At 61.9% G+C, this 24875-nt stretch carries 30 protein-coding genes; 12 read left to right on the top strand and 18 right to left on the bottom strand.

Going from position 1 to position 24875, the window contains the following annotated elements:
* Positions 1 to 16 precede the first annotated feature (16 nt).
* From ACEWPM_RS13195 to ACEWPM_RS13210, 4 genes are all read left to right on the top strand, one after another.
* Positions 17 to 1516, top strand: coding sequence for a sugar ABC transporter ATP-binding protein (locus ACEWPM_RS13195; RefSeq protein ID WP_393962802.1), 1500 nt, complete (start codon positions 17 to 19; stop codon positions 1514 to 1516).
* A complete protein-coding gene (locus tag ACEWPM_RS13200; RefSeq protein WP_393962801.1) occupies positions 1513 to 2523 on the top strand; it encodes an ABC transporter permease in 1011 nt (336 codons plus the stop codon). Before ACEWPM_RS13195 ends, ACEWPM_RS13200 begins: the two co-directional genes overlap by 4 nt.
* Before the next feature lie 119 nt (positions 2524 to 2642).
* Complete coding sequence (dps, locus tag ACEWPM_RS13205; RefSeq protein WP_393962800.1) at positions 2643 to 3131, top strand: DNA starvation/stationary phase protection protein Dps; 489 nt, start codon at positions 2643 to 2645, stop codon at positions 3129 to 3131.
* A 269-nt stretch (positions 3132 to 3400) separates the two neighbouring features.
* Entirely contained in the window at positions 3401 to 4144 is a 744-nt protein-coding gene (locus ACEWPM_RS13210) for a hypothetical protein (protein ID WP_393962799.1), read from the top strand.
* Between the two features lie 219 nt (positions 4145 to 4363).
* On the opposite strand, the gene ACEWPM_RS13215 is transcribed toward ACEWPM_RS13210, so the two are convergent.
* The 4 genes from ACEWPM_RS13215 to ACEWPM_RS13230 form a co-directional block, all read right to left on the bottom strand.
* The gene (locus ACEWPM_RS13215) at positions 4364 to 5110 is read right to left on the bottom strand and encodes a ZIP family metal transporter (protein ID WP_393962798.1); all 747 of its coding nucleotides are present in this window, start codon (positions 5108 to 5110) and stop codon (positions 4364 to 4366) included.
* Between the two features lie 60 nt (positions 5111 to 5170).
* Complete coding sequence (locus ACEWPM_RS13220) at positions 5171 to 6853, bottom strand: sensor histidine kinase (RefSeq protein ID WP_393962797.1); 1683 nt, start codon at positions 6851 to 6853, stop codon at positions 5171 to 5173.
* Positions 6854 to 6951: 98 nt separating this feature from the next.
* The gene (locus tag ACEWPM_RS13225) at positions 6952 to 7530 is read right to left on the bottom strand and encodes an RNA polymerase sigma factor (protein WP_393962796.1); all 579 of its coding nucleotides are present in this window, start codon (positions 7528 to 7530) and stop codon (positions 6952 to 6954) included.
* On the bottom strand, positions 7527 to 7700 hold the full coding sequence (locus ACEWPM_RS13230) for a NepR family anti-sigma factor (RefSeq protein WP_393962795.1): 174 nt from the start codon (positions 7698 to 7700) through the stop codon (positions 7527 to 7529). Before ACEWPM_RS13230 ends, ACEWPM_RS13225 begins: the two co-directional genes overlap by 4 nt.
* Positions 7701 to 7829: 129 nt before the next feature.
* Here ACEWPM_RS13230 and ACEWPM_RS13235 point away from each other — a divergent pair, with 129 nt between their 5' ends.
* The gene (locus tag ACEWPM_RS13235; RefSeq protein WP_393962826.1) at positions 7830 to 8660 is read left to right on the top strand and encodes a response regulator; all 831 of its coding nucleotides are present in this window, start codon (positions 7830 to 7832) and stop codon (positions 8658 to 8660) included.
* 86 nt (positions 8661 to 8746) lie between these two features.
* Here the strand turns inward: ACEWPM_RS13235 and ACEWPM_RS13240 are convergent, their stop codons facing one another.
* The gene (locus ACEWPM_RS13240) at positions 8747 to 8908 is read right to left on the bottom strand and encodes a DUF1328 domain-containing protein (RefSeq protein ID WP_393962794.1); all 162 of its coding nucleotides are present in this window, start codon (positions 8906 to 8908) and stop codon (positions 8747 to 8749) included.
* Positions 8909 to 9074: 166 nt separating this feature from the next.
* Between ACEWPM_RS13240 and ACEWPM_RS13245 the strand changes: the two genes are divergently transcribed.
* Entirely contained in the window at positions 9075 to 9389 is a 315-nt protein-coding gene (locus tag ACEWPM_RS13245) for an ElaB/YgaM/YqjD family protein (RefSeq protein ID WP_393962793.1), read from the top strand.
* Positions 9390 to 9394: 5 nt separating this feature from the next.
* Positions 9395 to 9757 carry a hypothetical protein gene (locus ACEWPM_RS13250; protein ID WP_393962792.1) on the top strand — a complete coding sequence of 121 codons (363 nt, stop codon included), beginning with the start codon at positions 9395 to 9397 and terminating at the stop codon, positions 9755 to 9757.
* Here the strand turns inward: ACEWPM_RS13250 and ACEWPM_RS13255 are convergent.
* From ACEWPM_RS13255 to ACEWPM_RS13285, 7 genes are all read right to left on the bottom strand, one after another.
* A complete protein-coding gene (locus tag ACEWPM_RS13255) occupies positions 9754 to 10710 on the bottom strand; it encodes a YihY/virulence factor BrkB family protein (RefSeq protein ID WP_393962791.1) in 957 nt (318 codons plus the stop codon). The two genes, ACEWPM_RS13250 and ACEWPM_RS13255, sit on opposite strands and share 4 nt — an antisense overlap.
* A complete protein-coding gene (locus ACEWPM_RS13260; RefSeq protein ID WP_393934190.1) occupies positions 10707 to 10898 on the bottom strand; it encodes a PLD nuclease N-terminal domain-containing protein in 192 nt (63 codons plus the stop codon). Before ACEWPM_RS13260 ends, ACEWPM_RS13255 begins: the two co-directional genes overlap by 4 nt.
* Positions 10899 to 10994: 96 nt before the next feature.
* Positions 10995 to 11579: a hypothetical protein gene (locus tag ACEWPM_RS13265; protein ID WP_393962790.1), complete on the bottom strand. Its 585-nt coding sequence runs from the start codon at positions 11577 to 11579 to the stop codon at positions 10995 to 10997.
* A gap of 36 nt (positions 11580 to 11615) precedes the next feature.
* Entirely contained in the window at positions 11616 to 12485 is an 870-nt protein-coding gene (locus ACEWPM_RS13270; RefSeq protein ID WP_393962789.1) for a sulfotransferase domain-containing protein, read from the bottom strand.
* A 1-nt stretch (position 12486) separates the two neighbouring features.
* Positions 12487 to 13395, bottom strand: a complete 909-nt coding sequence (locus tag ACEWPM_RS13275) for a sulfotransferase domain-containing protein (RefSeq protein ID WP_393962788.1) — start codon at positions 13393 to 13395, stop codon at positions 12487 to 12489.
* Positions 13396 to 13492: 97 nt separating this feature from the next.
* Positions 13493 to 14593 carry a porin gene (locus tag ACEWPM_RS13280; protein ID WP_393962787.1) on the bottom strand — a complete coding sequence of 367 codons (1101 nt, stop codon included), beginning with the start codon at positions 14591 to 14593 and terminating at the stop codon, positions 13493 to 13495.
* 471 nt (positions 14594 to 15064) lie between these two features.
* On the bottom strand, positions 15065 to 15349 hold the full coding sequence (locus tag ACEWPM_RS13285; RefSeq protein ID WP_393962786.1) for a hypothetical protein: 285 nt from the start codon (positions 15347 to 15349) through the stop codon (positions 15065 to 15067).
* Here ACEWPM_RS13285 and ACEWPM_RS13290 point away from each other — a divergent pair.
* Positions 15342 to 15626, top strand: a complete 285-nt coding sequence (locus tag ACEWPM_RS13290) for a cupin domain-containing protein (RefSeq protein WP_393962785.1) — start codon at positions 15342 to 15344, stop codon at positions 15624 to 15626. The two genes, ACEWPM_RS13285 and ACEWPM_RS13290, sit on opposite strands and share 8 nt — an antisense overlap.
* 3 nt (positions 15627 to 15629) lie before the next feature.
* Here ACEWPM_RS13290 and ACEWPM_RS13295 read toward each other — a convergent pair whose 3' ends face one another.
* From ACEWPM_RS13295 to ACEWPM_RS13305, 3 genes are read right to left on the bottom strand one after another with little or no spacing between them, the layout of a single operon-like run.
* Positions 15630 to 16424: a dimethylarginine dimethylaminohydrolase family protein gene (locus tag ACEWPM_RS13295; RefSeq protein WP_393962784.1), complete on the bottom strand. Its 795-nt coding sequence runs from the start codon at positions 16422 to 16424 to the stop codon at positions 15630 to 15632.
* 28 nt (positions 16425 to 16452) lie between these two features.
* Complete coding sequence (locus tag ACEWPM_RS13300; RefSeq protein WP_393962783.1) at positions 16453 to 17640, bottom strand: pyridoxal phosphate-dependent aminotransferase; 1188 nt, start codon at positions 17638 to 17640, stop codon at positions 16453 to 16455.
* The gene (locus tag ACEWPM_RS13305) at positions 17637 to 18299 is read right to left on the bottom strand and encodes a TetR family transcriptional regulator C-terminal domain-containing protein (protein WP_393962782.1); all 663 of its coding nucleotides are present in this window, start codon (positions 18297 to 18299) and stop codon (positions 17637 to 17639) included. The genes ACEWPM_RS13300 and ACEWPM_RS13305 overlap by 4 nt, the downstream gene beginning before the upstream one ends.
* A gap of 99 nt (positions 18300 to 18398) precedes the next feature.
* Between ACEWPM_RS13305 and ACEWPM_RS13310 the strand changes: the two genes are divergently transcribed.
* From ACEWPM_RS13310 to ACEWPM_RS13325, 4 genes are read left to right on the top strand one after another with little or no spacing between them, the layout of a single operon-like run.
* The gene (locus tag ACEWPM_RS13310) at positions 18399 to 19223 is read left to right on the top strand and encodes an ABC transporter ATP-binding protein (protein ID WP_393962781.1); all 825 of its coding nucleotides are present in this window, start codon (positions 18399 to 18401) and stop codon (positions 19221 to 19223) included.
* Positions 19224 to 19274: 51 nt separating this feature from the next.
* The gene (locus ACEWPM_RS13315; RefSeq protein ID WP_393962780.1) at positions 19275 to 20054 is read left to right on the top strand and encodes a transporter substrate-binding domain-containing protein; all 780 of its coding nucleotides are present in this window, start codon (positions 19275 to 19277) and stop codon (positions 20052 to 20054) included.
* A gap of 9 nt (positions 20055 to 20063) precedes the next feature.
* Positions 20064 to 20780 (top strand): ABC transporter permease, encoded by a 717-nt coding sequence (locus ACEWPM_RS13320; RefSeq protein WP_393962779.1) that lies wholly within the window; start codon positions 20064 to 20066, stop codon positions 20778 to 20780.
* A gap of 4 nt (positions 20781 to 20784) precedes the next feature.
* Positions 20785 to 21564 (top strand): ABC transporter permease, encoded by a 780-nt coding sequence (locus ACEWPM_RS13325; protein ID WP_393962778.1) that lies wholly within the window; start codon positions 20785 to 20787, stop codon positions 21562 to 21564.
* On the opposite strand, the gene ACEWPM_RS13330 is transcribed toward ACEWPM_RS13325, so the two are convergent.
* From ACEWPM_RS13330 to ACEWPM_RS13340, 3 genes are read right to left on the bottom strand one after another with little or no spacing between them, the layout of a single operon-like run.
* Positions 21561 to 23096: a rhodanese-like domain-containing protein gene (locus ACEWPM_RS13330; RefSeq protein ID WP_393962777.1), complete on the bottom strand. Its 1536-nt coding sequence runs from the start codon at positions 23094 to 23096 to the stop codon at positions 21561 to 21563. The two genes, ACEWPM_RS13325 and ACEWPM_RS13330, sit on opposite strands and share 4 nt — an antisense overlap.
* Positions 23093 to 23677 (bottom strand): cysteine dioxygenase family protein, encoded by a 585-nt coding sequence (locus ACEWPM_RS13335; RefSeq protein ID WP_393962776.1) that lies wholly within the window; start codon positions 23675 to 23677, stop codon positions 23093 to 23095. Before ACEWPM_RS13335 ends, ACEWPM_RS13330 begins: the two co-directional genes overlap by 4 nt.
* A gap of 14 nt (positions 23678 to 23691) precedes the next feature.
* Positions 23692 to 24816: a CaiB/BaiF CoA transferase family protein gene (locus tag ACEWPM_RS13340; protein WP_393962775.1), complete on the bottom strand. Its 1125-nt coding sequence runs from the start codon at positions 24814 to 24816 to the stop codon at positions 23692 to 23694.
* Between the last annotated feature and the right edge of the window lie 59 nt (positions 24817 to 24875).

Consider the following 24875-nt stretch of genomic DNA (forward strand, 5'->3'; position numbering starts at 1 on the left):
AAGGGCCAATTCCCCCATGACCGACACCCCCCTCATCCAGACGCGGCGACTGACGCGCGCCTATCCCGGCGTGATCGCGCTTGATCATGTCGACTTCGACGTGGCGCGCGGCGAGGTGCATGTGCTTTTCGGTGAGAATGGCGCGGGTAAATCGACGCTGATTTCGCTGCTGGCGGGCGCCAACACCCCGTCCGAGGGCAGCATTGAGGTCGAGGGACGCGCGGTGCGCTTTGCCTCGGTCGCAGATGCTCAGGCGGCGGGCATCTACACCGTATTTCAGGAATTCTCGCTGATCCCGACGATGACCGTTGCGCAGAACATGTTTCTGGGCCGCGAGCCGGGGATCGGCCCCTTTACAGACCACCGCGCGATGCGCCGCGGCGCTCAGGAACTGCTGGACCGCCTCGGCTTTGACGTGCCCGTGGGCGAGACGGTCGCTCACTTAAGCCGCGCGCAGCAGCAGATGGTCGAGATCGCCAAGGCGTTTCACGGCCAACCCAAATGCCTCATTCTGGATGAGCCGACCGCATCGCTGACCGACCGCGAAGTCGATCACCTCTTCGAGACGATCCTAAAGCTGCGCGCTGAGGGCGTCGCGATCATCTATATCTCGCACCGCATCCACGAGTTCGAGCGCATTGCGGACCGCGTCACTGTGCTGCGCGATGGCGCCTATATCGGCACCGTGCCGATGGCCGAGACTGACGAGGCCACGCTGGTCGAGATGATGGCCGGGCGCGCCATTCGTGACATCTATCCCGACATTCCGCACGATCCCGCCGAGGTGCTGCTGGAGGTCGAGAGCCTACGCGCATGGGGCGTGAACGGCGCTTCCCTGACCGCGCGGCGCGGTGAAGTTCTGGGGATGGCGGGGCTTGTCGGATCGGGCAAGTCACGCATTTTTCGCAGCATCATGGGGATCCAGCCCATTCGCGGCGGCACCGTGCGCTGGAAAGGCAAGGATATCACTGGAACGGCCACCCGACACGTGATCGGCGCGGGTATCTATTACCTGTCTTCCGACCGCAAGGCCGAGGGGCTCGACCTGGCCAAGAGCGCCTGGCAGAACCTCGGGATCGACCTGATGATGGGGCGCGAAGCCAGCGCGATGATCCGCCCGCGTGCCCTGCGCGAGACTTCGGCCGAGATATTCGAGACGGTCGAGCTTAAGGAGAGCTACCGGCCAAAGGCTGTCGCGCAGCTTTCGGGCGGGAACCAGCAGAAGGTGCTCTTTGCGAAGAGTTTTGGCCATGACGCCGACCTTTTCATCTTTGACGAGCCGACGGTGGGCGTCGACATGGGCACGCGCGCCGCGCTTTACCGGCTGATCGGCGACATCGCCGCGTCGGGCAAGGCGGTGATCGTGATCTCGTCCGATCTGCCCGAAGTTCTGAACCTCGCGCACCGCGTTCTGGTCATGGCCGAGGGCCGCATCACCGCCGAACTGACCGGCGATGCGCGTACCGAAGACAACGTGCTGCGCCACTTTTTCGACGACACTGGAGAGACTGCATGAACACCGGAACCGAGGGCGACACAAAGGACAACCTGCTGAAGCGGATCTTCATCCGGGTTGGCGTGCTGCCCTTTTTCCTGGGAATCGCGCTGATCGTGTTTACGGTGCTGTCGGACAAATTTCTGACGGTTCAGAACCTCGTCAATGTTGGTCGGCAGTCGGTCTACCTGATCCTCGTGTCGCTGGGCCAGATGCTGGTGCTGATCTCGGGCGGCTTCGATCTGTCGGTGGGCACGGTCATAGCGCTCAGCTCGGTCGTGTCGGCGATGACCATGGTTGCGATGGCGCCGATCTTTCCGGAGGCCGTGTGGCTGGCGATCGCCATAGGCGCGCTGGCGGGGTTCGGTGCGGCGCTGATCGTCGGCGGGATCAATGGCATCGGGGTTGCGGTCTTTGAGGTATCCCCCTTCATCATGACGCTGGGTGTCAGCTCGGTCGGGGCGGGGCTTGCCCTTTTCCTGACGGGCGGTATCCCGGTTTCGGGCCTACCCTTCGCTTTTGGCAATGTCTTCGGCTTCGGCAGGCTATGGGGAGTGCCGATACCTGTGATCGTTGCTGCCATCTGCATCGTGGCCATGTGGATTCTTATGTCGCGCACCCGCGTCGGCGCGCAGATCTATGCGGTGGGCGGCAACATCAAGGCGGCGCATCTCTCGGCGATCAACACCAAGCGGACCTTGATGACCGCCTATATCCTCTGCTCGCTGATCGCGGCGCTTACCGGCCTGTTGCTGACAGCCCGCGTGGAATCGGGCGAGGCCAATCTGGGCGGCACCATCGCACTGGAATCCATCGCCGCCTGCGTCATCGCCGGGGTCAGCCTGCGCGGCGGGCTTGGGCGGGTCGAAAACGTGGTGCTAGGCGGCTTCTTCATTATTCTCGTGCAGAACGGGATGAACCTCGCGCAGGTCAGCTCCTACATGCAGATGGTGCTGCTGGGCGCGCTTCTGATCCTTGCGGTGATCTTTGACCAGCTGCGATTCCGCATGATCATGAGTGGCCGCTGAGCGGGTCAAATCTTTCGTCACATTCCGGGAACCGAATGGGTTGCCGGGGCGTATACCCCACATACCAGCGCGGCCCCGGAAACGGCGCCGCGCGAAGGGATTGGAAGAAAGGATACGCCATGACCGAGAAGTTCACCGACTATCTCAGCGACAACGCCCGCGAAGCCTCGATCAATCACCTGAATATCGCCCTGGCGACCGGCATTCAGTTGCAACTGGCGATCAAGCAGGCACATTGGAACATCAAGGGCCCCAGCTTTATCGGCATCCACGAACTGCTGGACGATGTCTATGCCCGCATGGGCGAGCATGTCGACACCATTGCCGAGCGTTGCGTCATTCTGGGCGGCACCGCCGACGGCACGCTGGAAGGTGTCGAGAAGAACGGCAAGCTGGAGGCGTATCCGCGTGATGCTGTCCATCAGGACGCCCATATTGAAGAGTTGAAGAAGCGCATGGTGCAGTTCACCACCATCGTCCACGAGAGCCTCAAGGAAGTGGGCGAGTCGGGAGACGAGGAAACCGCGGACCTCTTCACCGGCGTCAGCCGCGGCGTCAGCAAGGATGCTTGGTTCATTGGCGCGCACCATACCAGCGCCAAGAAATAATCGGATCCTGTCGCGATGTGTAAAGGGTGGCCCCTGTTGGGGTTGCCCCTTACCGAATGTGTGGGAAAACCGCGCATGACCCAAAGTGCAACATGATCCTCGACAGGCGAATACCCTCGCAAAAATCCGCGAGGGCGGTTACGTCGTCCGGGATGCCAACTCAGCGCGCTTTTCTGCCTTTTTGCTGCGGCTGCATCGATGGCAGCTTTCGAATTTTGTGCAACGGTCAGCCGACGTGCCCGGGGCAAAGCAAGAAATGGCCCATTTGAATGCGGGATTTAACTGCAAAAGAGCTATTGGTAATTCACATTGAAATCGGGAGACCCACTATTGACTGGGCTTTCGGCAAGCAATTGCTTGATCTTTTTTTCAATTTTGACCATCGACTCGCTCCAAAAACCCTGAGTGTTTGGGGCGAAAAAGTTGCGAACTTATCTGGCAGCGAAGATGTTCGACCCCACTGGGCAGGCTTAGGCCAGATGCGGGTCAACGGCTCCTTATCTGAGTTTCACGTTGGCATCGGTTGGCACCGCAAGTTGACCACAATGTATCACGCAGAAATCCAGCACGAGAGCCAAAATATTCGAGGGCGCTTGATACCAGCAAAGCTATCCGTGTACGCTAAACCACATAGAGCAATCGACTGGCGAGGCTTTACGAATCTCTTATTTGAATTGACGGAGGCGCAGTATGGGTTTGCCCACCTTCACAGGGATGCCCATCTGAGAACGGACTTGTCAGAAGCCCGAGAACCAATTTGGATCACCGGCGACAGAACATCAAAAACGGTCCCACAACTCGGGTGGTCGACATTTCTCGGTCGGCCCTACGTCGATATCGTCAGTCCGCTCTCAGACCAAATCCAAGATGTGGAGATTGCCAAAATTGGCGATGGATATGCAATCACGCTAACCGACAGCATATTGGATGTGGCAGACAGATATGAGGAGTTCAATGAAATACGGTCAAAAGTGAAGACCTGCTTCCCGAGGAGCTTTTTTGATATTCTGTGATGCAAGAATCTCAACTGTAACATCGCCAATATTGGAATGCTTGTCCCCCCGGTAAAAGCGGACATTTACACGCCATGCAGCATCCGGCAAAACGGGTTCAAAGCGTACGAACGTACTGTTGATGATTGCGATTAATCCGATCGCGATCATCAACACATCTGGTAAAAGGCTTGCCCTGCTGGGGTTGCCCTTTTTTTCATGCGTAAACCGTGACGTTTGCTAGAACAGATGGCTACCCGCAAAGGCCAGCAGAAATCCGACCGCCGCGATAGGGCCCGACAGCGCGTGTATCTTGTCAAAAGCTTCCGGGATCATCGTATCAATCAGCATGACAAACACGGCCCCTGCGGCGCAAGCGGTCGCTGCCGCGATCCAAAATGGGCCCAACTGACCGACCACGACATACCCCAGAAACCCCGACATCGAACAGGCCAAGGCAATTCCGGCCCAAATGCTGAAAATATAGCGCGCGGACTTGCCAGCGGCCTTCATGCCCACTGTACTCGACAGCCCCTCGGGCACATTCGAAATGAATACGGCGATCAGCGCGATAATGGCCACCCCCTCCTCGTCCAACAGCGAGATGCCGATAGCCGTGCTTTCGGGAATTCCGTCCAGCAGCGATCCGATCGCGATGGCCAGCGAGGCGGAAGCCGCTGTCGCTCCGCCCCGGTCTGACCTTTTGCGCTTGTGCGCGCCCGCGCCGGCAAGCACCGCATTCGCCAGCGCATAAAGGCCACCGCCCACCGCAAACCCGAGCGTTGCCGCCCAGATTCCGCCGACGACAAAGGCCTCATCCATCAGATCGAAGGACAGGGCCGAAACAAGAACCCCGATCCCGAATGCCATGATCGACGAGGCCGCCTTGGCGGGCAGTCGCAGGAAATAGCCCGCCGTGGCCCCTATGAGCAGCGCGCTTCCGGCCAGCAGACCCCAGAACGCCGCCTGAACCTCCGGCGCAATCAACCCGTCATCCTGCGGTTTACAAACGGGCGGACTGGCGCTGCGCGGGACGTCCGACGCCGATCAGACACGCGGCGTGTGCTGCTCCGGCTCGAATTCCTGCATTTTGAAGCAGACCTGCATCGCATACCATCCAGCCTCCTCTGTGCTGCTTTTCATGCGGCAATCAAGCTGTGCACAGAAGGCCTGTATCAGTTTCAGGCCCAGCCCCTCCTCGCTCTCGGCACGGATCTCGCACTGCACCGTATTGGCGATCTCGAACATGACCATATCGGGGCCGGACGAATGAGGATAGAGGCGCACGCGGATGCGCTTGCGCCCATCATCGCCCGCCGTGGCGTATTTCAGTGCGTTGGTGAACCCTTCGGAAGCAAGCAGGGCCAGAGGACCGGCCTGGTCCGGCACCAGCGTGATCGGCTCAAGCTGCAGATCCACGTTCAATGGCGTCGAGCCGCCATCGCCCAGCTTGGCCAACTGGCCCAGCAGATCGTCCAGCAGCGTATCGACGCGCACCTGACTGACCTGAGGCGTCTCGTAAAGCCCGCGATGTACGGCAGCGAGGCTGGTGAGGCGGTCCTGTACCTTGCGCAGAGCACTGCGCGTGTCCGTGCTGGGCGCATTGCGCGATTGCATGTTGAGGATCGACGCCATGAGCTGAAGGTTGTTCTTGACCCGGTGATGCACTTCCTTGATCAGAACATCGCGTTCGTGAACCGTATTCTCCAGGTCCGCCTCATCCCGTATGACCTTTTGTGCCATGGTCGCGAAAGTTTCGCCAATTTCGCGCAGTTCACTGGGGGCATTGTCCAGCGCATCGTTTTGAAAGACACGGCGGCCTTCGGCGAAATCGCGCATCTGGCGACCGAGAATGCGAATGGGCCGGATGACCTGCAGCCGTATCGCGACCAGTGCAACGGCAAGGCTGATCAGCCACATCAGGAGCGGAAAGAGCAGCGTGAAGAGTGAAAAGGCACGCTCGCGCATCAGGGGGCGCGTCGCCTCCCAGCTGCCCAGCGCGTAGGCTGCGCCCTCGATGATCGGCACGACGGCGAAATCGCGCGTCGCGCCCTGCTGACTTGCCTCGGTAAATAGCTGACTGCCCTGCCCGACCAGATCCGTCAGGGACGTCTCGGCGGGAAGATATTGTTCGTACCCGCCCGATGCGTCATCCGCCGTCAGGATTTCGCCGCGCTCATTGAAAGTGACGATGACCGCCTTTTCGGATGACGGATCGGCTGCCCGACTGGCAATCATCGCCTGAGTGGACATCGAGAGGGTGACGAAGCCGCGGAAAATGCCTTGGGCGTTGTAGACGGGCTGTTGCAGAACGACGACGGGCAGGCCGCTGGCCCCGCCCGACGGATTGTAGTTGATCGACAGCTCGCCGTTTTCCATCGCCCGGCTCAGCAAGTCGATATGCGAGAAATCAAAGGTCGTCCCAAAATTATTGCACTCAGATCGGCGATTCGTGTCGATATAGCCCAGAAAAACCACGTCATCATTGCGCTGCGAAGAATACTTCATCAACTCGGTGCAGATGCCGTCACTCGGGCCCATCACCGCCAGCGCGTCGGCCAGACCTTGGGTGATGCCGCGCGCACTTTGGATCGTCTCACGCTCGGCTGCGACGAGACGGGTCGTCTGAGCACTGAGGCTGGCCCGATACGTCTCGCGCGCGGCAGTGATCGCGCTTTGAGTCTGCGCAACGGCGATGATGCCAAGAGGCAGAAGCGCCAAAGTCAGCATCAACGCGATACGTGGAAGCAGCGCATTTCGACGCCTCAGGGACTTCCAGCCCTCTTCCGGCCTCACCGCCCTTTCAGGTCTGATCTGGTCCACGGAACTTAGCTTCCTGGGTTGCGGCTTATCACTGCGACGGTGGCTTGGTCCGTCAGCTCCATCGCTTCATCTTCATGCATGTCCAGCATCTCGGCAAGGCGTTTACGACCGCGATTTGCGCGGCTTTTCACCGTGCCGACAGCACAGTTGCACATGCGCGCAGCCTCTTCATAAGCGAACCCTTGGGCGCCCACCAAGATAAGCGCCTCGCGCTGCTCGGCTGGCAGTTGATCAAAGGCCTTGCGGAAATCTGTCAGGGCCAACTTGCCATCATGGGCGGGCTTCTCGGACATTCGTTCGGTCATGGCACCGTCGACATCGGCCACCTCGCGCTTGGCCTTGCGTCGTTCGGAATAGAACGTATTGCGCAAGATCGTGAATAGCCACGCGCGCATGTTCGTGCCGACGGTGAACTTCTCGATATTCGTCCACGCCTTGACCACGGTATCCTGCACAAGGTCATCGGCGCGCGCGACGTCCCGCGTGAGCGACAACGCGAAGGCACGCATAGGTTTGAGGTGGAGCACAATTTCCTCGCGCGGATCCATATGCGCGGTATCGTGCTCGGCTTTTTTGGCTGTCATGATTTATCCTGCTCGCGCAACTGCCTCAGCAATTCTTCGAAGCGGTCAGGCACATCTTCTTCGAGCATCTCGTTATAGACGCGCTTGAGGTTGTCATCGATCTGGTTGCGCTTGGGTGATTTTGGCTGCGGCTTGCTGCTGCCTTCACCGCCGTCCTTCTTGTTCGCCATGATCACGTTTGCCAATCCATGGTTTCAACCTTTAATTTAAAATTATACACATGCGTTGGAACCAAACGCTCGACATGGGTGTTCGTTCCATGAGTTTCAGAAAATATACAACTATTCAACGGAGCAATGATGGGTACTTCTGACGCGAGCGAGAATTTTTCGCAACAGATCGCACACCACCTTCCCTACCTGAGACGGTATGCACGTGCGCTCACCGGCAGCCAATCCAGTGGGGATGCCTTTGCGACGGCAACGTTGGAAGCGATCTTGATGGACCGCGATGCCTATGCGGGCGACCCTTCGCCGAGGGTGGCCCTTTTTCGTGCCTTCCGCCTTGTATGGCAAAGCGCAGGCGCGCCAGACGAGGGACCGGCACCGGAGCCGCTTTCGCGCAACCTCGAAACGGCGGCGCAGGATCACATGCGCCAGTTGACGCCCGATACGCGTCAGGCACTCTTGCTGAATTCGATTGAGGAATTTTCGCCCGAAGAGATCGGCCAGATCATGGATATCAGCGCCAGCGATGCCGAAGATCTGATCGCCGCCGCGCGCCGCGAGATCGAGGAAAGCATGGCGGGCGATGTTCTGGTAATCGAGGACGAGGCCATCATCGCCATGGACCTGCACAGCATCGTTACGTCGATCGGCCATAACGTTACCGGCATTGGTCGCACCCGCGACGCGGCGATAGAGCTGGGGCTGAAAAAGACGCCCGACCTCATCCTGGCCGACATCCAGCTGGCAGATAATTCGTCCGGCATCGATGCGGTGAACGCGCTGCTCAAGCAGATCGGTGATATCCCGGTGATCTTCATCACCGCCTTCCCCGAACGATTGCTGACCGGAGACAAGCCCGAACCGGCCTTTGTCATTGCCAAGCCCTATACCGAAGACCAGGTTCGCTCGGCGGTAGGACAGGCGATGTTCTTCTCCTCAACCGAGACTCTCAAGACGGCCTGACTTTTGGTCCTTGGATGCGACGAAGAACACCGTTCCCGAATTCTACGGGAACGGTGTTTCTATGCATGTCATCGCTAATGCCCTGTTTACCTGCGCACCACTTGCACGATCAGGGCCAGGACGAACAAGACAATGAAGATGAAGAATAGAATTTGTGCGATCCCGGCAGATGCCGAGGCGATCCCGCCAAACCCGAATACGGCGGCAACGATAGCGACGATAAAGAACACGACGGCCCAATACAGCATGATAACCTCCTTTAATGAATTCTTGTGAGGGCCCAGTGCCACTCTAGAAGGCAACGCCGCGTCAATGGGTGGGTTCCTTGCGTCATCCAAACGTGAGACACTATGGAACCGGCGCCGCATCCGCGCGTTCACGCAGTGCATATGCGAATTTTTCAGGAGGCCCAGAATGGCACAGACAAAATCCCCCGATAGCGAAGATCTGCAGGCTCAGATTGCCACCCTGCGCAAGGATCTGGCGGGTATCACCGAGACGTTGGGCGCCATGGCCAAGGCGCAGAAGGACGGTATGACCGAAGCCGCCGCCAAGCGCTATGACGAGGCGCGCGCCCGCGGAGCCGACGCGATTCACTCGGCTCAGGCGCAGGCCAATGCACTGAATGCGCAGGCGCATGACTTCGTGCATGAGAAGCCTGCATTGTCCTTGGGTATGGCCGCGGCATTGGGCTTTGTTGTGGGGATCCTCTCCACCAGCAGGCGCTGAACCCCGTGATCGGTCTTGTTTCCGCGATCAAGTATCGCTCGGCGCGCGCCCTTCGGCGCGCGCTTTTGACCGCTATCGGGTCTGTCCTCGTGACCATAGGCGCAGTCTTTTTGACTTCCGCTGCGTGGATTCTGCTGGCAGAGATCTATTCGTCTCTCTTCGCCGCATTGATCCTGGCGGGCATCTTCTTGGGACTTGGTCTCATTTTTCTCGGCGTCGCCTCGGCCACCCGATATCACCCGATCGCACCCGAAGCAGCGCCACTACGTGACCCCGCAACGCCTCCGGCGCCCGGCGCCATGTCCCCGCTGGCCGAAGCATTTCTCATCGGTCTGAACGCGGCCCTGGCGGCACGCGGCCGGCGTTAATCAGCGGTCGTCCGCCCCTTGCGGGTAAGGTGGTCGGCAACGAATGCGCCGCGCTGTCCCATAGGCTTGGCCGGGCCGCGCGTCGTGTCCTTGCGCTGCTGCAGTTCCAGCTCGGCATTCAGTGCCGCGCCCAGCAGGCAGACGAACGAGCTGATGTAAAGCCATAGCAACATCACGATCACTGCCCCGAGCGAGCCGTAGATTTTGTTGTAATTACCAAAATTCTGCAGGTAGAGCGTGAAGCCCCATGTCGCCAACGCCCAGAGAATGGTTGCCGCGATCGCCCCCGGCGTGATCCATCCCGCGCGCGCCACACCGCGCCGATTGGGCGCATATCGATAGAGCAATCCCAACGCCAGGAGCACCGTCGAAATCGCCACAAACCAGCGCAAGACCTCGGCCGCAAAGGTGCCAAGAGGTCCCAGCGGCAGATATAGAAGGGCTATGGGCACAACGACCAGCGCAGCGAAGCAGGCCAGCGCCAGAAGGATCAGCGATCCGGTCAGGCCGAATGCCACCATCAGGTGCCGAAAGCCGCCCCTGTTTCGCTCACCATAGACCGCGTTGAGGCCGACAATCATCGCGGCGATTCCGGCCCGTGCCGACCAGAGCGCAATGGCGATGGAGACAAGGCCCGCCCAGCCCAGCGTGGTGCTGTCCGCGGCCACCAGCTCGGCCACGCGCGCAGTCAAGAGTTCGGCCACCTCGGGCGGCAGAAGCGACGTGAATTCTGACACTTGCGCCGCAACAAGCGCCGGATCCGCGACAAAGCCCCAGAGCGCGATCAGCGCGGCAAAAAAGGGAAAAGTTGCGAGGATTCCGTAGAAACCGATCCCGGATGCGATCAGGTTGAGGTTCTTCTCACCGATCAGTGTCCAGACGCCCTTGAGCGCGGGCCAGACCCCGACGGGCCAGTGGGCGCGGCCATACGCAGCAGCGCTGCGCAGGTTCACGCGTCTGTCCGCGCGGCCCGTGGGCCGAACAGCAACCAAAGGATGAAGCCGAGGATCGGCAGGAGCACGACGATGACGATCCACAGCACTTTGCGGCCCGCCGAGGCGCGCGAGCCGAAGATCGACACAATAGCCCAAACGTCACAGATAAGGACGATCAGCCCGCCCAGTCCCGAGATCTCAACCATTCTCATGCCTCACTGCCTCACTATACAATCCTACGTAGTAAAAACGCCGGACCTGTCGACGCGGTTCCCGGCAATTTGAGAACTGGTCGCGGCGCGTTACTCGCTGGCCTCGATCTTGCCGGAAACGCCGGTGCCCTTCAGATGATACCACGGCTTGGGATCGCTGGGATGTGCGCCCGGACCGGTTGGACGGAACCAGATCAGGATACCGCCGGACTCGCCAAAGCCGCCGTCGAGATCGTTATAGACGATCTGGCGCGGGATATGCACCTTAAGCGGGCGGGCCTCATCGCCGGCACGCCAGGGGCGCTCGGTCGTGATGCAATTGGCCTCCAGTCCGGCATAGCTTTCGGCCGGATCGACTTCACGCAGGAAGCCAAGTCCCTGCGCCACGGCTTCGCCGCCAAGGGTGACGCCGCCGCTATCGAGGATCTTGGGCGCGGTGTTGCGGGTCATGACCGACTGGTTGATGCTCTCGGCCCAGACGCCGCAGATCCCGGTCAGGCCACCGATATTGCGCGCATCCACCGCCACGGTCAGACCGCCGGGCGACGTGAAAGTGCCGCCCCCCAGCGTGGGCTGCGCGCCCAGCGTGGCCTGCCCCGCCGGCATGTTGGGCGAGCACGCGGCAAGGCCCGCCGCGCCGATCGTCGCCAGAATTGTTTTCGCTGCCTTGGTCATAGCTTTGGTCCTCATGCTCTTGCTGCCGCCGGGCCGTCACGCACCCTGCGCGAACGCCTCGGTCTCGGCCAGCATCTCAGGATAATGCAACTCGAGCGTCGGAAGAAAGGCCTCGCGGATGCGGCCAACTTGCGCAGGCGTCAGATCCGTCTTCCACACGCCCGATTGCCCCTTGGCGAAAAAGCTCTCCATCCCGGCGGGTTTCTCGGTAAAGCCATGTTCACGCTCCTGCTTTTGCATATTGGCAAAGGTGGTGGCCTTGACGGCCTTGGCCAGCTTGGCAGCGTCCACCTTCTGGCCCAGAAACACCCCCAGCAGCCCGCGCATTTCCTTGGCGGGCTTGGTCAGCAGATCCTCATAGCGGATGACGCGCCGTTTGAGGCCGGGCGCGTGGGTCCAGGAATGGACGTGATCGTCCCAACGGCCCAGCACGTCAAAAATTCCGCTGGGCGTGCCCATCACCGTGTCGGGGTTGCACATCCGGTCGATGGCCGTGTCGATATCCGCCGACTGATGCCGCGCGAAACTGGGGGCCAGGTCGAACGGGTTCCGGATCAGGTAGATGCCGCCCGCCGTCACCTCGGGCGGAATCACGTCCTGGTTGCCGATGCGGATCGTCTGACAATGCGTCTTGACGAAATGATGGTTCGGCCGCGACTGCGCGATCAGGCGCAGCGCCTGCGGGCGCACGCGCATCCAATCGTTCAGATCCGCGCCCTTGTAGGGACCGCCATTGGCGGCGTCATAGAAATCCTGCCGCACATCGGCGGTGGTGAAGTTGCGCAGGTTGTTGATATCGGGCGCCTGCCCCGCTGGCATGAAGTAATGCGCCAGAAGGCTGCGCATCCATGTATTGCCTGATTTCGGGTAGGACGCGATCCAGATGATACGGTTGAGCGGCGCCATCCTAGAGATACCCGAACCGCTTCATGGTGGCTTTATGATCGGTGCGGATCTTCTCGATCAGATCCTCGCCCAGCGCCTCTTTCCACTTACCTGCCTTGCCGGAGGTAAAGAATGTCTCGCTTTTGCCCGGGTTCTCGGCAAAACCGGTCGCCTTCTCCTGGCTCGACACCTCGTCAAAGCTGGCGAATCGGATCGCCTTCTTCAGCCGCTCTTCCTCCAGCGGAACGCCCAGATGGCGCACCAGGGCGCCGAACGCCTGCTCGGGCTTGTCCAGCATGTCCTCATAGCGCAGCACCAGCGACGGGTAGGGCGAATTGTTCGTCCAGCTTTCCACATGCTCGGTCCACGAGCCGAGAAATTGCCAGACCGCCGCGCCATCGGTGGCATTGGCATTGTCACTGCGCCCGATCGCCTCGACGGCGGCGGCAGGCTCGATCCCGTAATGACGTGCATAGGACAGCACCATGTCCAGCGGATTGCGCACGATATAGACGGAGGATCGGGTGTATTCCGGCGGGATCAGCGTGGTGCCATAGGCTTTGCTTCGAATATTATGCGTCTTGACCAGATTGACGTCGGCCCCGTTGCCGATGATGCCGCGCAGCACCTTGTCGCGCAGGCGCAGAGTGACCTGGTAGTCCTGCAGGTCAGGCGTATGTGGCGCGGCGACCATATTATAGGTCTTGGCGATGGAGTCGCCCATGCCAAAGCGGTGGACCTCATTGATCGACACCGGCTTGTCAGGGTTCATCAGATAGTTGGCAAGAAAGATGCGCGTCCACGTGTTGCCCGATTTCGGGTAGGACGCCAGCCAGACAATGCTGGCCTTGGGCTTGGCCGCAGCGGGGGCTTTTGCCTTTTGCGCGGGCTTGGTCGCGGTCTTTGTCGGTGTCTTGGGGCGTTTGCTCATCGGTCCCGCCTGCATGCAGGTTTCATATCCGGCACCCGAATAGACGAACGGGAGGGGCGTTGCCACCCCTCCCGCTGATTTGTCTGGCGAACCGGTCTTAGAAGGACAGGTTGATGCCGGTGCCGATGATGGTACCATCAACGTCACGGTTGGCTGCGCCGAGGGCACCGTTATCGGCGCTCAGCTGCACAACGTAGATGTCCCAGTCAACGCCCGGGCCCAGGTCACGGCTTGCGCCGATGCGGTAGGCTTCGTAATCGGCATTGCTTGCGCCGATGTCGGTCTCACCCTGGTAGGTCAGAGCTTCGACTGCCCACGGACCTGCGATGTCGTAGGTCATGCCAAGGCTCCAGCCTTCGCTGTCGGTGTTGCCCAGTGCCAGACCGTTGTCGTTTACGGTGTAGCTGCCGCCGAAGGTGAAGTCAGCAAAGCCGATCTGCATGCCAACGCCCCAGGTCTCGGGATCGGAAGCCGCGCCAGCTGCGTCGCCTGTGCCATAGCGGGCCGACAGCGTGACGCTGGTCGTGCCGAAGGTCTGGCTGTAGTTCACACCGATGTCGAAGATGTCCGACAGAATGAGGTTCCGGTCGGTGCCGTAGCTGTTGGCGACGTTGCCAACACCTTCGGGTGCATACGAAACGCCAAGGGTCAGGCCGTTGAAGGAAGGCGTGAAGTAGGTCAGACGCTGAACGTCGTTGTTACCCGCGACTTCGGTGAAGCTCGACAGGCCTGCCTGACGGAAGCCGCCCGGATATGCCAGCGAGAACGGGATGAAGGTCGAAACCGACGGCGAGTTGATGTACATCGAAGTCACGCCGGGCGCGCCAACCATGGACTTGTAGCCGGCCGAGTTCTCGGAACCGATGATGATCTGACCCATAGTGTCCGAGCTGATCGTCATGTACGATTCGTCGATTTCACCGAAGTTGTTCTGCTCGCCTTCGAGCTGAACGTTCACACCGAAGGTCAGGCCGTTGTCCAGCGTGATCGAGGGGGTGAAGATGATTTCGGTGTTCGAGTGGATGTCGACGCCGTCATAGTCGCCACCGGGCGTCAGAGCGGAACCGCTCAGGTCGGCATATGCGACGTGCTGGCTCATGAAGCCGCCGAACGAAACGTCCCATTCTTGGGCTGCAGCAGGTGCTGCTGCGGCGACGCCCAGGGCGATTGCGCTGGTGCTAAGCAGATGCTTTTTCAAGGTATGTCCCTCCTCAGAGTAGCAGGAATGATTGTGTGTCATGATCCGCCGCCTCCAAGGATGGACGCGACTTGAGGATCAGATGCTGCATTTTACCCGCTCGTGTCAACGAACCCCGCTGGGGTGGCGCGGATGTTGCCCGCGCTGTGACGATTTTGGCACACAGTGTTGCAGAGGTTAGAGCGCCTCCCGCGGTGGCCTTTGTTTCTTGACTCGCTCTGTGCTGTGCTCTGGTCCGGGCAGGCTTTCAAGCTTTCAATGCAGCGTAGCCCGGGCGACGCTGCAAGCCAGCCGCAGCCCCTGCCGGCCAGTCCTTGATCCGCGTGAAATCTCGCTTGGCAACACGTCCGCGCCCCTCTCTACATGCGCCAGCGACTCATCGGACCACGCGGATTCCAAAGATCCGCAGCGGTGATATCCATTTATGCGCTCTGCCAGGGCTGACGCTCGGACGGGTCAGCTCTCTCGAAGCTATTGCATGACGACAGCGCCGAGGATCCCGCGCGCAAGCTGCCGGGTTCTGTTGTCGAAACTGGCAAGCCCTTCGGAGAGCACATGATGAGGATCGATGTTGGAACTGCGCACCTGCCAGGTAAATGCTCGGATTTTTACGCTGTGCTCGGTAATAAACACAGAAAAATCCGTGCCCGCGTCACTATGCCTGCGCGGGCGATCTGGACAAGGCTCCGGGAGTGTGGAGAGATAAGCGCTCATCATTCCCGAATTACTGTCGCCGGAGGCTCCGACCATGGCCATGACCTGCACCGCAACCCAATTGATCGACGACGCCCGCGTCCGCGTCACCCGCTTCGACTTCGAGCCGGGGCAGCAGACGGGCTGGCATACGCATGGGATGGATTACGTGATCACCACGCTGACCGATTGCCATATGCGGCTCGAACTTCCCGGCGGCGAGACCGCCGAGAACAATGTGAGCGCCGGGACGGTCTATCGCCGCAGCGAGGGCATCGAGCATAACGTCATCAACGGCGGTGACGCGCCCATGTCCTTTGTCGAGGTCGAGCTGAAGTAGCGCCTACTTCGTCGGATTGAAGCGCAGCGACAGGCAGGACATGCCACCATCCAGCAGCGCGCAATCCGTATTGTCTATGGGCCGGATGTCATAGCCCTCGCGCGTCAGCATCTCAGCCGTCATCGGAAATCCGTCCGGCAGCAGCACAACATCGTTGAAGCGGATGGCATTGGCCGCCGCTTCCTCGCCCTCGGGCAGGTGCAGCACGCGATAGCCGTCAAAGCAGCCCTCCGAATCGAGCAGTTTCGTCGACAGGATCGTCTCGGGGTCCAGTAGCGAGCAATCGGTCTTGAAATGCAGCACGCCTTCAGGCGTCTGCAACTCGCGCAGGCTGTGCCCCCATTCATCCAGGATCTTGCGCAGCTCGGCCACGCCTTCGGCATCCGTGCGGGCGGATTTGCCCACCAGAACCTCGCGTCCGGTATAGAGAATGTCGCCCCCTTCAATATGGCCGGGCCCTTCGATGTCGCGCAGATCGGCGAAGAGGCTAGCAAGCGTGGGGCGCATGTGGTCCACCTCGCCCATGCGGCTCGGCGCTCCGGGGCGCATCATGATGGCGCCCTCGGGCAGACACAGCGCGGTGTCCTCGACAAAGAGCGCATCGGGATAGTCCTCGAGCGGGTCCAGCACCGTCACCTCGGCGCCAGTCGCGCGCAGAGTGGCGATATAAGCGTCATGCGCGGCCAGCATGCGCACCCGGTCGGGCGCGCCGTGATCTGTCGCGCGCAGCCCGTCCGTTACGGACCGACCCGGACGGCGCGAGATAGCGTGACTGAAATGGGTGGCGGGGCTCGTCATGTCATAGGCTCCTTGCGGATTGTTGGGGTCAGACAGCGGCGGGGACGCGCGCAGCGGCATGGGCGATAATGCGGTCGCAAGCCGCCTCGATTGCCGCATCTGAGGCCGTCAAGGCCACGCGCACCCATGTGTTCAGGGTGGTGCCGAAGGATGTTCCGGGCATCACCGCGACGGCCGCAGTCTCGAGCAGGTCGAACGCATAGGTCTGGGCATCCATTCCGGTGGACGAGACGTCGATCAGCGCGAACATGCCCGCTTGCGGACGGCTGACGCTGAGCGCGCTTTCATTTTCCAGCCGTGTGGCCAGGTATCCGGCGCGTGCCGCGAACCGCTGTCGCATGCCCGGCGCGACGGTCGAAGGCGCCGAGACAGCGGCGGCGGTCGCATCGGCAAGGAAGGGCTGGCTGCCGAAGAGCATGGTCTCGGACAGGGACAGCAGGTGCGACGTGAATTCCGTGCTGCCAATGGCCCAGCCGCTGCGAAATCCGGGCGCCGCGTGGCTTTTCGAGATGGAGGACACGATCACGACCCGCTCGGCCAGATCCGCATCGGCAAGTGGCGAAGCAAAGGGCACCCCGTCAAAGATCAACTCTTCATACACCTCGTCCGAGATGATCCAGAGATCATGCTTCTGCGCGACCGCACCGATCTCGCGAATATCGGCCTGCGTCAGCACGGCGCCCGTAGGGTTGTGCGGCGTGTTGAGCAGAATCGCGCGGCTGCGCGGCGTGATGCGCGCCTCGATATCGGCGGCGCGCATGCGAAACCCGTTCTCGGGGCTGAGCGGGACTGGCACCAGCGCCGCGCCGGTGGCGCGAATGCAACCCTCATAGGTGGCATACATCGGATCCCCGACCAGCACCTCATCGCCCTGCTGCACGAGGCCCATGAGCGTGGTAAAGAGCGATGTCTGCGTGCCGGGCAGACACATCACCTGATCGGGGTGAATGTCTCGGCCCGTCGACTGGGTATAGCGGCGCGCCAAGGCAGCACGCAGCCCCGGCTCACCCATGCCGTCGGAATAGCCCATGCGCCCGGCGCGCATTGCGCTGGCGGCATCCTCCATCAATGCATCCACGGGCGGCACATCCGGCTCGCCGATGGTCAGCTCGACGATGTCGCGGCCCTCACGGGCCAGTGCGCGAGCCCGTGCATGCACTGTCCACTTCGCACCGCCGAGACCCGCCAGGCGCTCTGTAATGTCTGCAAATTTCATATTGTCACCTCTTCGGTCAGTGTTGTCGTGGCCGCCTCATTCAGCGGTAGATCCAGCATCGCGCCGATCGTGTCGAGCCCGATTGATGCGAGTTCCCCTTGCTCAAAGGCATCGGGCAGCATACCGCCCTCCAGCCACAGCCCGTCGATCACCGCGTTGCAGGCGATGGCATGACGGCGCAGCGCGGGTTCGGGTGCCGGGCGACCTGCTTCGATCAGGGCTTCGGCAACCAGCCCCTGCAGATGGTCGCGGAACGCGCCATAGGTGCGCGCGTGAACGCCGTGCATTTCGGCGCTACGCTGCACATGGGTCAGGAATCCGGCCCAAAGCGAGACCGTCTCGGCGCTGACTACCGGCGCGCACAGCCCTGCCTCGATAAAGGCCGCTAGCCGCGCGGCGGCGCTGCCTCCGCGCCCCGCATCGCTGGTGGCGCGGGTCAGATCATCCATATGCCGCTCGTAGGCAGCACTCAGCAGAGCATCCTTGCTGTCAAAGTAATGCCGGATCAAGCCCGGTGTCACGCCTGCCCGTGCCGCAACCGCGCGGGTGGTCGCAGCAGTGATGCCATCCTCGGCGATGATCGCCAGCATCGCGTCGATCATCGCCTCGCGGCGCTGATCGGGGCCGATACGGCGGAATGGCTTGCGCTCGGGCGACATGGTCGGGCCTTCAGGGATAGAGTGACGGGCATACGTAATTATACAGTTGCACAATTAGCCAGAATCGGAATTACTGCAAGCGAGAAGGGAGACGACTGCATGAGTTCCGCACAATCCGCGCCAAAAGCGGAGGCGAACGCCGCACATACCGCTGCAGACCGGGCCGAATCCGCTGCCGAGGCGATTCGCGTCGAGGATTTGCATAAATCCTTCGGCAACCTCGAGGTGCTCAAGGGCGTGTCGCTGACCGCGGCGCGCGGCGATGTGGTGGCCATCATCGGCGGCTCGGGCTCGGGCAAGTCGACCATGCTGCGCTGCATCAACTTTCTGGAAACGCCCACCAGCGGCCGCATCATCGTCGCGGGCGAGGAAGTGGCGATGAAGCCCGATGGCAGCCCGGCCAAGCCGCGCCAGATCGAACGGATCCGCACGCGGCTGGCCATGGTGTTCCAGTCCTTCAACCTCTGGACGCACCGCACACTTCTGGAAAACGTGATCGAAGTGCCGGTGCACGTGCTGAAAGTGCCCAAGAAGGATGCCATCGCCAGTGCCATGACCTTGCTTGAACGCGTCGGGCTGGCGGAAAAGGCCGAGAGCTATCCCGCGTTCCTCTCGGGCGGACAGCAGCAGCGCGCAGCCATCGCGCGCGCGCTGGCGGTCGAGCCTTCGGTGATGCTGTTCGACGAGCCGACAAGCGCGCTCGACCCCGAGCTGGTGGGCGAGGTGCTGACCGTGATCCGCGATCTGGCCGCCGAGGGGCGCACCATGATCCTTGTCACGCATGAGATGAAATTTGCGCGGGAGGTGGCGAGCCACGTCATCTACCTCTCCGAAGGTCGCATCGAGGAAGAAGGGCCGCCCGAAGAGGTGTTCGGCAATCCGAAATCCGAGCGGCTGCAACAGTTTCTCAGGACCGTCGGCTAGGACGGACCTTTGAAGACCCCAAATCACAAAACCAAAACAGGGAGAGACACCATGAAACTCAAGACAACGCTGACCGCAGGCGCCGCTGCCCTTGCCCTCATGACCGGGGCGGCACTGGCCGAGACAGTCAAGGTGGGCATCGCCGCCGAACCCTACCCGCCCTTCGCCGCGCCGGATAGCGCCGGCAACTGGACGGGATGGGAAGTCGAGATGATCGGAGCCATCTGCAACGCCGCCGAGCTTGAATGCGAGATCACCCCCACCGCGTGGGATGGCATCATCCCGTCGCTGATGGGCGAGCAGATCGACGTCATCATGGCGTCGATGTCGATCACCGAGGACCGCGCCAAGCAGATCGACTTCTCTGATCACTACTACAAGACGCCCGCCGTCATCGTCGCGCCCAAGGGCTCGGACATCACGCCGACGGCCGAAGGGCTCTCGGGCAAGATCCTGGGTGTTCAGGCCTCGACCACACACCAGGCCTATGCGCAAAAGCATTTCGAGGATGCCGCAGCTGAAATCCGCGTCTACCAGACGCAGGACGAGGCCAATCAGGACCTCTATTCGGGCCGCATCGACGCGATCCAGGCCGACAGCATCGCGATGGCAGATTTCGTCGAGAGCGAGACCGGCAGCTCCTGCTGCGAGATCGTCGGCGCTGTCGAAGATGACGTGGCCATCCTGGGCCAGGGCGTGGGCGCTGGCGTGCGCAAAGGCGACGACGAGCTGCGCGAAAAGCTGAACATGGGCATCGCCAAGGTGCTTGAGGATGGCACCCACGAGGAGATCACGGCCAAGTATTTCTCGGCTCCGATCTACAGCAAGTAAGCCCGCGTCTTGGAGCAAACCTTTGAGCTGCTCTCGCTATCGCCCCCCGGCTGGGGGGCGAACCTCTTGCGCGGTCTGGTCAATTCGATCCAGATCGCGCTTGGGGCCTTTGGGTTTGGCCTGATCATCGGATTTTTTGGCGCGATGGGCAAACTCTATGGCAGCCCGTGGGTGCGCGACCTTTTGGAGGTCTATACCACCGTCGTGCGCGCCGTGCCCGAACTGGTCCTGATCCTGATCCTCTATTATGTCGGCACCGACCTCATCAATCAGGCGGCCGGTGCTTTGGGGCGCGGGCCTGTCGAGATCAGCGGCGTTGCCGCCGGCATCTGGGTGCTTGGCATCGTGCAGGGCGCCTATTCCACCGAAATCCTGCGCGGCGCGATCCGCGCCATCCCACCCGGCCAGATCGAGGCGGCGCGCGCCTACGGCATGCCGCGCGGCCTGATGGCCCGCCGCGTGACGATCCCCGCGATGACGGCCTTCGCCATTCCGGGCCTCGCGAACCTGTGGCTGATTGCCACCAAGGATACCGCGCTGCTGGCGGTGGTCGGGTTCAGCGAACTAACGCTGGAAACGCGGCAGGCCGCACAGTCGACGCGGGCCTATTTCACCTTCTTTCTGGCCGCCGGGTTCCTCTACCTGATGGTCACCCTCTTTTCCGGCGTGATTTTCAGCCGGATCGAAAAATGGGCGCGGCGCGGTCAGCCGTCGCACCGGGGATAGCGCCATGCAGATGATCCGCGCCATGCTCATTCCCCGCCGCATCATCATGCTGGGCCTCTTCATCGCCTTCGTGATCTGGTGCGCGATGTCCATGGATTGGAGTTGGCTGCCCCGCTACGCGCCCCTCGCGCTCGAAGGGCTGTGGCTGACCGTCTGGCTGCTGATTGTAACGATCATTCTCGGCTTCATGCTGGCCGTGCCGCTGGGCCTCGCGCAGGCCATCGGACCCTGGTATCTGGCGGCACCGGCGCGGGCGTTCTGCACGGTGATCCGGGGCACGCCGCTGCTCTTGCAGATCTGGCTGCTCTATTACGGTCTCGGCTCGCTTTTCCCGCAATTTCCGTGGATCCGCAATTCCGACCTCTGGCCCTATCTGCGGCAGGCCTGGCCCTATGCGGTGTTGTCGCTGACGCTGTCCTATGCGGGCTACGAGGGCGAAGTCATGCGCGGCGCCTTCGCGTCGGTGCAAAAGGGCCAGATCGAAGCGGCGCGCGCCTTCGGCATGCCGCGCTACAAGATATTCTTTCGCATCTGGCTGCCGCAGGCGTTCCGCAGTGCCCTGCCCACGCTGGGGGGCGAGACGATCCTTCAGCTTAAGGCAACGCCGCTTGTGGCCACCATTACCATTGTAGAACTCTATGCCGTGGCAGCGCGCGTGCGGCAGGACACGTTCATCGTTTACGAGCCGCTCTTGCTGCTGGCCGCCGGATACCTCGTGATCGCGGGCGCCATCACTCTCGCCTTCCGCTGGATCGAGGGGCGCGGCCCCAAGATGAGCCGTTAGCGTGGCCTCAGCGGCGCCAATGCCGCGCGCTCATCCGCGTCCAGCTGCGCCAGCAGGCCCGTCTCCCATTCGAGATACCGGCGCGCGGCATCCAGATTGCCGTCATGCCGGTCATGCACGAAGAAAAGATGGTCGATGCACTCAGCATCCGAGGGACTGTCCAGTGAGGAGGTCACGCAAAGCCCCCCCGCGCGCCAGTCCTCCGGTCCGCTGGGGATCGCCTCGACATCGCGATGGCCTTGATATGCCAGCTCGGCCCTGATGCCCTCGACCAGCGCCGGGTCGCGTCCGACCACGGTGATCGGGTCCTCCAGATCGGGGCGGCCCCGCCACAGATGCGCGCGTTGGGCCCAACGCGCGCCTTCGATATGCGCGGCGCGGAAGTCCATCCCGCGCGAGGCATCCAGCCACGTGCCGGGCCGCAGCCGCGTCAGATCCGGGCGCTTCTGAACAGGCTGGGCTTCGGTTTCGGTCAGGTGCGCGCCCTGCAGGACATAGGCATCATGCCCCATCCCGCGCAGCCAGATCGCCGTGGTTGCCGCGCGCAGGCCCGTGTCGCAACTCAGCACGATGCGCGCGCCGCGCACGGCCAGTTTCTCGTCGGTGGCCTGCACCAATTGCCCACCCGGGGCGGAGGCAAAGCCGGGTGCGTGGCCCGAGCGGTATTCGGCCTCGGTGCGCACATCAAAGCGAAATATCGTATGCGCTGAAGCGTCCCATTTATCCATCTTGGCCAGATCGACCACCGGCAAGGCATAGTCGGCGATGAGCGTCGCCGCCCGCATCCGCGCCGCCTCCAAGCCCTCGGGCGGGACCGGCGGCAGCGCGCCCGCCTCCCGCCCGTGGTCCAGATCATACCCTGCCAGCCGCCAGCCTTGCGTGCCATTGCGAAGCGCATGCACCGCGCCGTCCCAGCCCGCCAGCCGTAGCGTTTCGGCGCCGATAATAGACCGCGTGCGTCCCGCGCAATTCACAACGATGGGCGTGCCGGGCGCCGCCATTTGGTCCGCACGATAGCTCAGCTCGGCATTCGGGCAGGAGCGCGCACCGGGGATCGACATCTTGGTAAACTCCCCGGCGCTGCGCCCGTCGAGGACAACCATTTCGCGGCCCTCCGCCTGCATCGCACGCAGATCACAAGCGGAAACCGAAGGCGTGCCCAGCTCATGCTCGACCAGCTCGCCGAAGGTCTTGGAGGGCAGGTTCACCCCCTTGAACAACGTGTGCCCCGCCGCGGCCCAGCCGGGCGCGCCGCCCTCCATGACGTGCAGATCACCGTAACCCAGAGCCGCAAGCACCTCGGCTCCGCGCCCGGCGATGCCGTACCCGTCATCAAAGAGAATACAGCGAACCGAGCGGCGCGGCATCAGACGCGGGGCGTCCCATTCCAGCCGGCTGAACGGGATATTAACGGCAAAGAACGGGTGCCCCTCGCCATATTGCCCAAACTCGCGCAGGTCGATAAAGGCGACCTCGCCCCCGTCACTCAGCGCGTCGCGAACGCCGGCCACGCTGATCCGTGCGGCGCTCATTTCTTGGTCTTGGCGCCGATATCCATGACCTTGCACGTCCCGGCCTCAAGGTCGTAGCTGATCCGCCGGTCCAGCGATTCCAGCGGCTGGCCGTAGAAATGCAGATGCCGGATCACCTCGGTTCCGTCGATGACCACGCTGTGGATATCGTCGGGCATCATGGCCAGCGCGTTACCGGGGCGCAGATCCACCTCCTCACGCAGTTTCAGCTCGGCCTTGCCGGGCACGGACCCGTCATCGACCCGTTCATAAACCTTGTTCTGCTCGGCCCCCTCGACGGCGGCGATACAGGCAAAGACGGTATGGTTATGCGGCGGGATCACCTTTCCGGGCTGCATGACATTCAGGTAGAGTGTCAGGCCGCCGGGATCATCCGCGATGAAATAGCGGTTCTGCTTGTCCTCGGGGCTGGGCGCGGGGAAATCGTCCTCACCCCAAAGCTCCGTTCGCGCGGCAATTTCCATCAGCCGCTGCTTGATACGGTCTAGCCGGTCCCGGTTCATCGGCCCCTCAGCGGCGATAGCGCGAGCATCGGCGATGAAGGCGCCTGTCACCTCTTGACGTTCAGCGGTCGTGGTCATGTCATCCTCCTCCTTCAGTCGGAAAATTCGGCGCGCAGCGCCTCGGTATGCTGGCCGAGCGCTGGGACGTCGCCCAGTTCAGGCACCGTGCCATCCGCCAGCGCGCCGGGGGCCAGCATCCGCACCGGCCCCGTGGGGCTGCCCACCTCGACAAAGCGGTTCTGCGGGTGCTGCGCCAGATCCTCCATCGTGCTGACGCGGCCATAGGCGATGCGGGCGGCCTGCAGCCTCTCGGCCATCTCGTCTCGAGGCACCTTGGCAAAGATCGGGCGAATGAACTCATCGAGCGCGTCGCGGTTCTCGACCCGCTGCGAATTGGTGTCAAAGCGCGAATCCTGCGGCAGGTCTGGCAGGCCAAGAATGTCAGCGCAGAACACGCGCCATTCCCTCTCGTTCTGAATGGAAAAGAGGACATCCTTGCCATCCGATCCGGTATAGGCGCCGTAGGGTGCAATGGTCGGGTGGTTCAGCCCGCTGCGCACCGGCACCTTGCCGCCATAGACATATTGCAGATAGGGCACGTTCATCCAGTCGGTCAGAGCATGAAAAAGCGAGACAGACAGGTGACGCCCCTGCCCCGTCACGCCGCGCCCGATCAGCGCCTGAAGCACAGCTTGATAGGCAGTCATCCCCGCCGCGATGTCACAGACCGACACGCCCACACGCGCCTGCGCATTCTCGGTGCCAGTGATCTGGGATAGCCCGCTTTCGGCCTGCACCAAGAGATCATAGGCCTTCAGATCCTTCAGCGGCCCCTCCTCGCCATACCCGGAAATTGCCACAGTGATGAGGCGCGGAAATTTCCGCCGCAATTCGGCCTGATCGAAGCCGAGGCGCGAGATCGCGCCCGGCGCGAGGTTCTGGATGAACACATCCGCCTTGGACAGCATCCGGTACATCAGCGCCTTGTCGGCTTCTTCGCGCAGATCGAGGCAGACCGATTCCTTGCCCCGGTTCAGCCAGACGAAATACGCGCTCTCGCCATGGACAAGATGGTCATAGCCGCGCGCGAAATCCCCCTCTGGCCGCTCGACTTTGATCACGCGCGCGCCAGCCTCGGCCAAGCGGCCCGAAACATAGGGAGCCGCGACCGCCTGTTCGACCGAAACCACCATCAATCCTGCAAGATCGCCCGCCATAAATCCAATTGCCTTTCATCCGTTCTTTTGATGATGCCCGATACGGCGAGTGGTCAGAA

Source organism: Roseovarius maritimus (assembly GCF_043355895.2).
Taxonomy (GTDB): domain Bacteria; phylum Pseudomonadota; class Alphaproteobacteria; order Rhodobacterales; family Rhodobacteraceae; genus Roseovarius; species Roseovarius maritimus.